This window comes from Zooshikella sp. RANM57, from assembly GCF_050749885.1.
GTDB lineage: Bacteria > Pseudomonadota > Gammaproteobacteria > Pseudomonadales > Zooshikellaceae > Zooshikella.
Genome location: NZ_JBOIUB010000011.1, coordinates 195,321 through 205,336 on the forward strand (window position 1 = coordinate 195,321; position 10,016 = coordinate 205,336).

Annotated in this window: 9 protein-coding genes; 7 read left to right on the top strand and 2 right to left on the bottom strand. The window is 44.1% G+C overall.

The window, feature by feature from the left end:
- The 6 genes from ACQ96U_RS20840 to ACQ96U_RS20865 are packed head-to-tail and all read left to right on the top strand — an operon-like array spanning window position 1 to window position 7,858.
- Window positions 1-1,611 (top strand): AMP-binding protein, encoded by a 1,611-nt coding sequence (locus ACQ96U_RS20840; RefSeq protein ID WP_431723197.1) that lies wholly within the window; start codon window positions 1-3, stop codon window positions 1,609-1,611.
- Between the two features lie 21 nt (window positions 1,612-1,632).
- Window positions 1,633-2,835 carry a CDP-alcohol phosphatidyltransferase family protein gene (locus ACQ96U_RS20845; protein WP_431723198.1) on the top strand — a complete coding sequence of 401 codons (1,203 nt, stop codon included), beginning with the start codon at window positions 1,633-1,635 and terminating at the stop codon, window positions 2,833-2,835.
- Window positions 2,836-2,847: 12 nt separating this feature from the next.
- Entirely contained in the window at window positions 2,848-5,205 is a 2,358-nt protein-coding gene (locus ACQ96U_RS20850; RefSeq protein ID WP_431723199.1) for an efflux RND transporter permease subunit, read from the top strand.
- Window positions 5,192-6,058 carry an outer membrane lipoprotein-sorting protein gene (locus tag ACQ96U_RS20855; protein ID WP_431723200.1) on the top strand — a complete coding sequence of 289 codons (867 nt, stop codon included), beginning with the start codon at window positions 5,192-5,194 and terminating at the stop codon, window positions 6,056-6,058. Before ACQ96U_RS20850 ends, ACQ96U_RS20855 begins: the two co-directional genes overlap by 14 nt.
- A 7-nt stretch (window positions 6,059-6,065) precedes the next feature.
- Window positions 6,066-7,388, top strand: a complete 1,323-nt coding sequence (locus ACQ96U_RS20860; protein WP_431723201.1) for a hypothetical protein — start codon at window positions 6,066-6,068, stop codon at window positions 7,386-7,388.
- Between the two features lie 35 nt (window positions 7,389-7,423).
- Window positions 7,424-7,858 carry a hypothetical protein gene (locus ACQ96U_RS20865; protein ID WP_431723202.1) on the top strand — a complete coding sequence of 145 codons (435 nt, stop codon included), beginning with the start codon at window positions 7,424-7,426 and terminating at the stop codon, window positions 7,856-7,858.
- 18 nt (window positions 7,859-7,876) lie between these two features.
- Here ACQ96U_RS20865 and ACQ96U_RS20870 read toward each other — a convergent pair whose 3' ends face one another.
- Window positions 7,877-8,311 (bottom strand): SitI3 family protein, encoded by a 435-nt coding sequence (locus ACQ96U_RS20870; RefSeq protein ID WP_431723203.1) that lies wholly within the window; start codon window positions 8,309-8,311, stop codon window positions 7,877-7,879.
- A 652-nt stretch (window positions 8,312-8,963) separates the two neighbouring features.
- On the opposite strand from ACQ96U_RS20870, the gene ACQ96U_RS20875 reads away from it, so the two are divergent.
- Complete coding sequence (locus ACQ96U_RS20875; protein WP_431723204.1) at window positions 8,964-9,671, top strand: pentapeptide repeat-containing protein; 708 nt, start codon at window positions 8,964-8,966, stop codon at window positions 9,669-9,671.
- 6 nt (window positions 9,672-9,677) lie between these two features.
- Here ACQ96U_RS20875 and ACQ96U_RS20880 read toward each other — a convergent pair.
- Window positions 9,678-10,016, bottom strand: a 339-nt coding sequence (locus ACQ96U_RS20880) for an RNA 2'-phosphotransferase (RefSeq protein ID WP_431723205.1), incomplete at its 5' end; no start/stop codon positions are given.

Below are 10,016 nucleotides of genomic sequence, written 5' to 3' on the forward strand. Positions count from 1 at the left end.
ATGTCAGCAGCACCTATCGCCAATAATAAGATAACGAACGCGACACAGTTGCCATTACAAACGATGGCACTCTATCCAGAGCAAACCGCTTTACTGTTGCTCAATAAACTGGATGACTCCCGAAAAGGCAACAAAGCCATTAGTTTTGGACAACTAAACCAACATGTTCACCAACTTCAGCAAGCGCTCACCCGCTATGGCTTTATACCTGGAGACCGTATTGTTGTTTTACTAAGGCCCAGTATTAACCTTTATGCACTGCTTATTGCATTACTCAGCCTGGGTCTGGTTGCAGTATTTATCGACCCTAAAATGGGCAGTAAGCGTATTGGGCAAACACTCCGAAAAAGTCAATGCAGGGCCATCATTGGCGGACGCCGGTTACTGCGTTGGCGATGGTTAATGCCTACTTTGTGGCAAATTCCTGCAGTAAGTATTGAAGAATTGCTGCAGTCTGTCCCTGTTACACAACAACCCACCCATCAGAGCCATATCACTTCTTACCGAGACTGCACAGACAGTGATAATGCGCTGATTACCTACACCTCTGGCAGTACTGGTTTGCCTAAGGGGGCAGCTCGAACCCATCAAAGCTTGATTACTCAGCATCAGGCCTTAGAAAAATTGTGGCGAGACCAACCTGGTACAACCGTCATGACTCAGCTACCTGTCATGGCGTTGCATTTCCTAAGCAGTGGTGTCAGTACCTTTTTTGTGAATCTCAACTGTAATCGACTTTCCCCCAACCAACTGCAACTGCTTGTAAAAAAGGCAAAACAGCAGCAGGTCACACGAATTATTGGCTTTCCCAGGCTCGTCGAGATACTGACACGAGAATTGCTCACCAAAGAACAACCCTGGACAGAGATTAATTACATCGCCATTGGTGGTAGCAGTGTTTCTGTCAGGTTATGTCGACAAATGAAGCTGGCCTTTCCTAATGCACGTATTGAAGTCATTTATGGTGCAACGGAAGCGGAACCTATCACCAGTGTCACTATTGATGAAGTCATTAATGAAAGCACCCCCAATGGTTATCTGGTGGGAAAACCTGCCTCAGTGGCAGAAGTCTTAATTGTCCCCACCATGGACACAGCCAAAGGGTTGGATGAAGGGACGTTATTAGCCCGAAAACTTCCCCCTGGTGTAATTGGTGAAGTACTGGTTAAAGGGCCTCATGTGATTAAGCAGTATGTTGATAATGATGAACTGACTCAATCGCTCAAGATTCCCACCGCAGACGGTCAGGTATGGCACCGTACAGGAGATACAGGCTATTTCGACGGCCGTGGCCGGCTGTGGCTAACAGGCCGTATCAAAGACATCATCGAACTGGCCGACATGACCATTTACCCCTATCCACTTGAGTGTCGAGTAGAAATGCTCCCTGGTGTTATTAATAGTGTACTGGTTGCCTGCCGAGGCAAAGCAACACTGGCTCTGGTGACCTCCGCTAAAGCAGACCGACAACACATGACTGATGAAGTACAGCGTATTTGCCAGCAGCTTGAGGTTCCTCTCCCCAGGTTATGCTGGGTGAATCAACTGCCTCTGGATAGTCGTCACCATAGCAAAGTCGATCGCCAGTTATTACGCCAACAACTGAGCTAGCGTAGCAAAGGAGTTTTGCCCATGGACAGCCCGCATCCTTTTTTTCTGGTCCGTCTTAATGCTGTTGATTGGTTGACCTTATCAGGTGTTGTCTGGATCAGCTTAAGTATTGGACTCATGCTTTCTGGCCACTTTGCCCTCGCATTGAGCTGTATGTGCCTGGCCATGCTTTGTGATGCTTTTGATGGACTGTTAGCCCGCCGACTGAAAACTGAGCGTCCTTTTGGCCGATACCTTGATGGCTTTGTTGACATTCTGGATTACCTGGTAGCCCCCATGTTGTTTCTTTACTTACTGGGGTTTTCTCACCCATTACATGTCATCGCCATTATTACCTTTATTTCAGCAGGCATCGTTCGTCTGGCTGTTTTTAATGAGATAGGTAACGTTAAAAATGCAGAGCAATCACTTGCCTATCTAGGCTTACCCGTCTTTTGGAGTGTACTGCTCCTGTTGGTGGTTTACCCCATTTACCTATGGTTTGGCAGTGCACCCTTTAACATACTTGCCTTCTTGCTCCTGGCAATGTCCCTGGCAATGGTCAGTCGCTATACCTTTCATAAGTTTCGCAACGCCAAACTGATGTTGGCCGTATTAGGGGGAAGCGCACTTATTCTGCTTTTCATAGACATTTACCAACACCAAACCCTGACCATTTATCAACAGCAACTAACATTCTCAACCCTATTATTGTGGCCACTCCAACTTATCTTACCTGTTGTCATTGGTGGCATTGGTCATATGTGGAGTGTTAAACGGCAACATCTACCCAGTCTTACCAAGCCAATTTATAGCAAGTGGTTTGGAGCCAATAAAACCTGGCGAGGTGTGATCCTGATGTCAGTCTATACGGGAGGTGCAGCTTGGTTAAGTTATCCACTATGGACTGTGTTTAACCTTACACCTCCCTGGCATAGCCTGACGTTTGCTGTTATCGGCTGCGGACTTGGCCTGGCTTATACCCTGGCGGAGTTGCCAAACTCCTGGTTGAAGCGACGCTGCAATATCCCCCCAGGTGGTGCTGCCGAGCAAACCAGCTCATACCGCCGGCTCTTTATTGCGCTTGACCAACTGGATTCTACCCTTGGCATCTGTCTATTCACCGGCTTAGTACTTGGTTTACCGCTGAGCACCTGCATCATTATCTTATTTGCGGGTCCGCTGACCGCATTGGTCGTTAAGCGCTGGCTTTATCGTAAACAACTTAAAAGCAGCCAGTTCTAGGAGGGAATGAACATGCGAAAACTTTCGCTAACTCACTGGCTCTTGTGCTATCCCAAAACAGCGCTTGTGGGTTGCTTATTACTGGTTTTACTCAGCTGCACTGGTTTAGCCAAACTATGGATCTCTATTGATTATCAGGTGTATTACGCTAATGATGATCCTTACCGATTGGCATTGAATAACTTAGAAAGTCAGTATGGTAAAACCCAAAATGCCTATTTAGTGATTCAAAATAAAAATGACAAAGCAAACGCAGTTACCCCTGAAGCATTACAGGCACTCCATGAGCTGACACAAGCTGCCTGGCAAATTCCTTTTTCACAACGTGTCACCTCAGTCACCAACTATAAATACATTCAGGCACAAGGCGATGACATCCAAGTTGAACCATTACTGGATAGTCCTGCTTCACTTTCCTCGGCAGAAATAAAATCTGCATTACAGCGTTTACAACGAGAACCCGCTGTTAATCAGCTTCTACTTGGTAAAGATCAAGTCATGAACGCAGTCAATGTTGGCTTGCATTTACCAGACAACCCTATTGCTGAAACCCGTCAGGTTACCCAATACATCCGTTCGATGCTGGCTGAGTTCAAGCAACGTTATCCACAGCTTGAATTCTTTGCCAGTGGTTCAGTCTTTGCTGATGAGGTTTTTGCGGTAGCGACTGAACAAGATCTACTGACACTGATTCCCTTAAGCTATGCCGTACTTGTTGTCTTTCTTGTGGTATTACTGCGCAGTGTACGAGCCATGGTGCTAGTGCTCACTTTGGTGACGCTCTCAGTAACCATTGCTTTTGGAATCAAGGGTTGGCTAAACCCTGTTATCTCCCCGGTGACGGCTTTTGCACCCAGCATGATAATGATTATTGCCGTTGCCGACTGCATTCACTTGCTCAATGGCTTTATGTATCACTGCCGGCAAGGGTTAAACGCCTCTGCCGCAGTTATTGAAACACTTCGCCTCAACACCCGCCCTGTGATCTTAACCAGTGTGACGACAATAATCGGCTTTTTAGCAATGAATTTTAGTTCGTCCCCCGCATTTCATGACTTAGGCAATGTGGTTGCGATTGGCGTTGGGGCAGCACTGTTATTAGCGTTAGTCATGCTACCCGCCTTCCTGTTGATAAAGCCTATTCCAGTCACCGCTAATGCATCCATTATTAGCCGTTTGATGCCTTATCTCGCGAAGAAATTGGTTCAACACCCCTATGCTTTTTTAGTCGGTAGCTTGCTGTTATCACTCTTGCTCATATCAGGTCTCAGCCAGAACAAGATTAATGAAACCTTCATTGCATTTTTTGATAACAGCTTTGAGTTCCGGCAAAACGCAGAGGCTATTGATCATCACTTAACAGGCTTACACCGCATTGACTATATTTTGCCAACGGATAAAGCGGAAGGAATTTTTCAACCCAGTTATCAACAGACCTTAGCTGAATTGAGTCACTGGTTAAGACAGCAACCAGAAGTTGCTCATGTTGAAACCTATAGCGATATCATCAAACGCCTCAACCAGGCATTACATGGCGATAAACCCACTCAATACACCATTCCAGAAAAGGCTGAGTTGATTGCTCAGTATCAGTTGCTGTATGAACTGTCCTTACCTTATGGGCATGATCTGAACAATCGAATCAGTTTCAACCATGATGCTACACGCTTGACGGTTAGACTTTGGCTAACGGACTCCGCGACCATTTTGGCTTTTGATCAACGGGTGCAAAGCTGGCTTGAAAAACATGCGCTAAACATTCTACAAGCACAACAAAAAGCAGGTTTAAGTAGCCAGGGCATTGGTATCGATATGATGTTTGCCCATATCGCACTGAATAATATTCCAGCAATGTATTACGGCACCTTAGTCGCACTCTTATTAATATCTTTCATTATTATTGGCGCACTTCGCTCCTTAAAAGTGGGCAGTTTGGGCATGCTCACCAACCTCTTCCCTATCATGATATCTTTCGGCTTATGGGGGTGGTTATCAGGGCAAGTTGGCCTGAGTATCTCCGTTGTCGCCAGCCTGACTCTAGGGTTAGTGGTTGATGATACTGTTCACTTTTTACATCGATATCTTCATGCCAGAAGGCATCAAGGTCTCCCCCCTTCCCAGGCATTAACCACCACACTAGAAAGTAGTGGTGTGGCTATTGTGACAACCAGTGTTGTCCTTGCTGCCAGTTTTGCAGTGTTAGCCGCCAGCCACTACACCCCCAATGCTCAGCTTGGTTTATTAACCGCTATTACCATTATCTTTGCACTGGTTATCGACCTGTTATTGCTACCTCCACTGCTGTTCCTTTTAGACCAACGATTAACGCACTTTTCAGTTATCAAGGAAGTAGAGCATGCACCTCATTAATAAAATCTGCTGTAAACAGGCACTCTATTGGCTCACCTTCAGCATCTCTATGATAGCCGGTACTTCAATTGTCACGAGTACCTCACTCGCCTCAACGGCAAGCAGTGAGCAAGCTCCACAGGCATTGGCTGATGCGAAGGAGAAAGGTTATGAAGTCGCTGAGGCTGCAGATCTGCAGGATCTTGGGTACAGCGATATGCAGGTAAATGTAAAGATGATATTGCTTGATGCGATGGGCCAACGTGCAGAGCGCTCATTAGCAGTTAGTACATTAGAGATGACCAAGGATGGGGACAGAAGCTTAACCTTATTTCTTTCACCTCGTGACCAAAAGGGTACAGCACTACTCACCCATGCCCACCCTCAGGCAAATGATGATCAATGGCTTTACTTGCCCGCCTTACGTCGAGTGAAACGAATTACCGCGAATGATCGTTCTGGTCCTTTTGTGGGGAGTGAGTTTGCTTACGAAGATATGATTCGCCAGGAAGTCGATGACTACAACTATAGGCTATTGAAAAGCACTCAATTTGAAGATAAGCCAGCCTGGCTACTGGAGCGCATTCCTAAGGATGCTCACTCCGGATACAGTAAGCAGCATGTTTGGCTGGACAAAGAAGCCTACCGGATTTGGCGCATTGATTTTTATGACCGCAAGCATACGTTATTAAAAACCCTTTTTTTTGAGGGATACCAGCAATTTGCCAATGCTTACTGGCGTCCCCTGCGCAGTATTATGGAAAACTATCAAACAGGAAAAAAAACGATTCTGGAATACAGCGATTATCACTTCAAAACCGGCCTAACTACGGCTCAGTTCAGTCAGTATCAACTACGTAGCCAAGCCCACTGAGCCTAACATGATGTCAAACTGCAGTATCATCAATGCCTCATTACGCAATGTAATAATTTCACTGCTCTGCTCTGGACTTTACTTATCCACAGCCGTATCAGCCCATGAAATAAGCCCCCTTTGGGATCCTGAGCTTGGTATCGAAATGAGTTATTTTCCTAATACTGGTTACCCTGAACAGGAAAACTCAAATATCTCATTCCGCGGACAACTTAAGGGCCAATACCCTCTAGCTCAAGCCTCCAATCCTCTACGTCTCGATCTCTTTGCCCGTTATGATGCTGTGGATAAAAAGCGTACTCATTGGGATATCCGAGAGCTAAGTTGGGACTATCAACCCTCAGCGCAATGGCTACTCCGTACTGGCATTCTTCAACAATTTTGGGGAGTGACTGAAAGCAGGCATCTCTTAGCCGTGTTAAATCAAACTGACTTGGTTGAAAACATTGATGGTGAAGATAAGCTAGGCCAGCCCATGCTCAATCTCGCTTATTTTTATCCTTCTGGAGCCATTAATGGCTATATATTGCCCGGCTTTCGAGAAAGAACCTTTCCAGGACGCAAGGGCCGTTTACGTATGCCTATTAAAATGGGTGATGCACATTTTCAGTCAAGCGCTGGAAGCAAGCACATTGACTGGGCCATTCGTTGGCAGCAAATGCTAGGTCAGCTTGACCTTGGGCTCTTTCACTTTCATGGCACGAGTCGTGATCCCTGGTTTGAGCTGGAAACACCCCAGCTTTTGCTCTCTACTCTGGACCAGAGCAATCGCAATAATGCTTACTACTTTCCAGAAATCCGACCCGTTTATGACATTACCGACTTAACCGGTTTAGAAGCGCAATACCTTTGGCAAAGCTGGGCATTTAAGTTGGAACTACTCAGTGACTCAGGCATCGGCCCTTGGGATCGAAATACTGCTGTCACCACTGGTTTCGAATACACAGAAGTTAACGCATTTAATACTGGCATTGATATGGGGGTGTTAGTTGAGTGGCTATTCGATGACCGAGGTGATAATGCTCCTATTGATCGGGTGAGTGACGGCTGGTTTCTGGGTACACGTTGGACAATGAATAACTTTGCCAGCACCCAAGCACTATTGGGAGTCATCATTGATGACAACAGTAAAAACTGGAGCCTGGAAGTTGAACATAGGCTTAGCCCAAATCTTCTATTAACAATAGAAAGTCGTTGGTTTTCTCATCGGCATGACATGCCTCAAAGCGGCTTGGACTGGCTTAACACACTAAATCAGGACCCTAGTCACAAACTTTCATTTTTACAACAGGAGGACTATTTAAGAGCAGAAATTAGCTGGTATTTTTAAGCAGGGACTCAACCAGTTAATGGATAACAAGCATCATGAAAGCAAATAGTGCGAAGCTCTGTGACGTAAAACTAAATATTATAAAGCCAGAACCTACCAAAGAAGGGGCAATTAAGCTTGGCAGGATAAATTCAGAAGCATCTAAAAAGCTTAAGCAGAGAGCTACCGCTTATGTTTCAGGCGCACTTCAACGCTTGGTTGTTGCCGTCAGCTGCTGTTTATTTGTAATGGTACTTGGTACGTTCCTGTTATTAGCCAAAGCAGCACAAAGTCAAGGGATATGGATTGAACTCACCCCCGATATCATGACCAATCTCGTCACCTATATGATTAAATGCTCAACTCTTGGTTCGTTGATAACCCTACTACCCATTAAACGAGGGATAGTCTTTATCCCCCTTTCGATGCTGGGCACGCTGTTGGTTTTAATCAATTGGCATCAACCTATTGCCAATGTGCTTGTCTTTTAGGCCAACAGGCAGTAAAAATCAGGCGGCTCTTGTATCCTGAGCAAGCGCATTTAACAACGACTCAGACCAGCATTCATCTTTGGATGACAGGTTAATTTCGCCATTACGTCGAATCAACATATCAGCATCAAAGTCATGAATTAGGACGGCATCACCATCGAAATGGTTGAGTATTTGTTTGATTAGATAAACCGCAATAATTGCAGCCTCATCTAACTGATCCACTTTGGGATAGAAAATAACCTGTATATCAGGTAAAAAACCATACTCATCCTGAATCATACAAGCCCATGAGTCTTCCTCGCCCATGAACTCATCTTCACTTTTATGCTCAATGGCAAATGAAATGAGCTCTCTTTTATCTTGCGATAGTTGTAAATAGTGTTCATCGATCAGCTGGGTAATGGCTTCCTTTCCTGCTCCCTTGATAAAGAAATCAAAAGAAGGTGTCATGGACTTCCCCCTTAGCTTACTTATTTGACTGAAAGATTAATTTAAACCCCATAAGAATCGCTCCTGATCACCTCGTATTCAAAGCCAGCAAAATGATTCTCAAAGGCTACATTATGGTTCAACATTTGACTGAAAATATCTTAAGCCACCTTACTCTTTTGAGACTGCTTTTTTTATAAAAGTTAAACCTGGATTCCCAAAAGCGCAAATTGGCACTCAATAAAGCTGTATATTATTAATCACTAATGTCATGCTCAAGTTGGAAATACTTCAACTTTTCATAAGGAAACGGCATAAACAAAGCCACATATCACTATAGATTCAAAAAGCGGGATCACCGGATTTTCGTATAAATTGCTCACAGCAACAGCGCTTTTTCAAAATTCATCTAACATGTACTGTGGCTTGTATTCGCTACAATGAAGGATTGTACTTAAGCTGCATTCGTTCTAACACAGCAAACATGCGTGCTTAACACACATTTCATTGATTTGAGAAGGAAGCACCTGGAGATTCTTTGGTAGGTTTAAGGGCCACACGAATATATAACAAAGTACTATATTGGAGCTTACTGTGGACAAAATTGACAACTGTATTACTTAACCAACAATGTCCAATTGAATAACAGGGATAAACGTATAAGGAAATTCTAATGAGAGCGTATAAAATTTATTCAGTACTTGTTGTTAGCTTACTCTGTATTCATAACCAGTCTCTATCCGCTTCTTGTCATGAAAAAGATAAACAAAAACTGCTAGAAACAAATACATGCGCCAACTGTAACCTTTCTTTTTGTGATTTATCGGGTTTAAGTTTTGAGTCACTGAAACTTCAGGATACCACTCTGATCAATGCAAATTTGGCAGGCGCTCGCATTAGCTACAGTACGTTCATCAATGTTGATCTTACCCACAGCAACCTGAGTAATACTCAACTTATTGAAGTTTACTTTGATAATACGAACATGACTGGCGTCAATTTATCACACACCTATTGGGGGCACGTTTCTCTTAACCGCGTTAATCTAACCGCCGCCAATATGCAACATGCTCAACTCAGCCAAAATAAATTAGCAAATACGGTCAATCTAACAGGTACAGATTTAAGCCATGCTGAATTGTTTGGTTACCGCTTTTCAAACACTAACCTAGTAGGCACTAATCTACACAATACAACAATACTGAGTACTTATTTTCCAAATGCTGACTTTACAAAAGCCAACCTGAATCAGGCAGACTTACATTGTACAAGCTTGCAAGACGCCACCATTTTGGCTGAACAAATAAAAGAAATGAAAAACAATGAGTGTTTTGACCACCCTCTCTGTAAGTATGCTCAAGACCCTGGATTTTGTCCTTAAGGGCTATCAGCAGGCCCTTATATAGGTTGGAGGAACCTCTTCAACTAACCATACATTATTAGTCGTTTTAAAAAAGACAAATCCTTCTTGAAGCATAGCCTGAGCATCAATAGCTAAAATAACAGGTTTACCGTATCGTCCACCCACAGCCTTACCTACTGCTATAGATTCAGTCAGATGCACATGATGCCTTTGTTGCTTAGTAATACCTTTTTCCATCAATACTGTGGACAGTTTTTGGCTGAGAATGGTAGGTTGTACCAAAGATAGAAACTGCGAGAATGCGGTTGTCAAAGTCGTATTGTCACAGGAATCTATCTTTGGAAAGCATAGTAAAAACTGTTT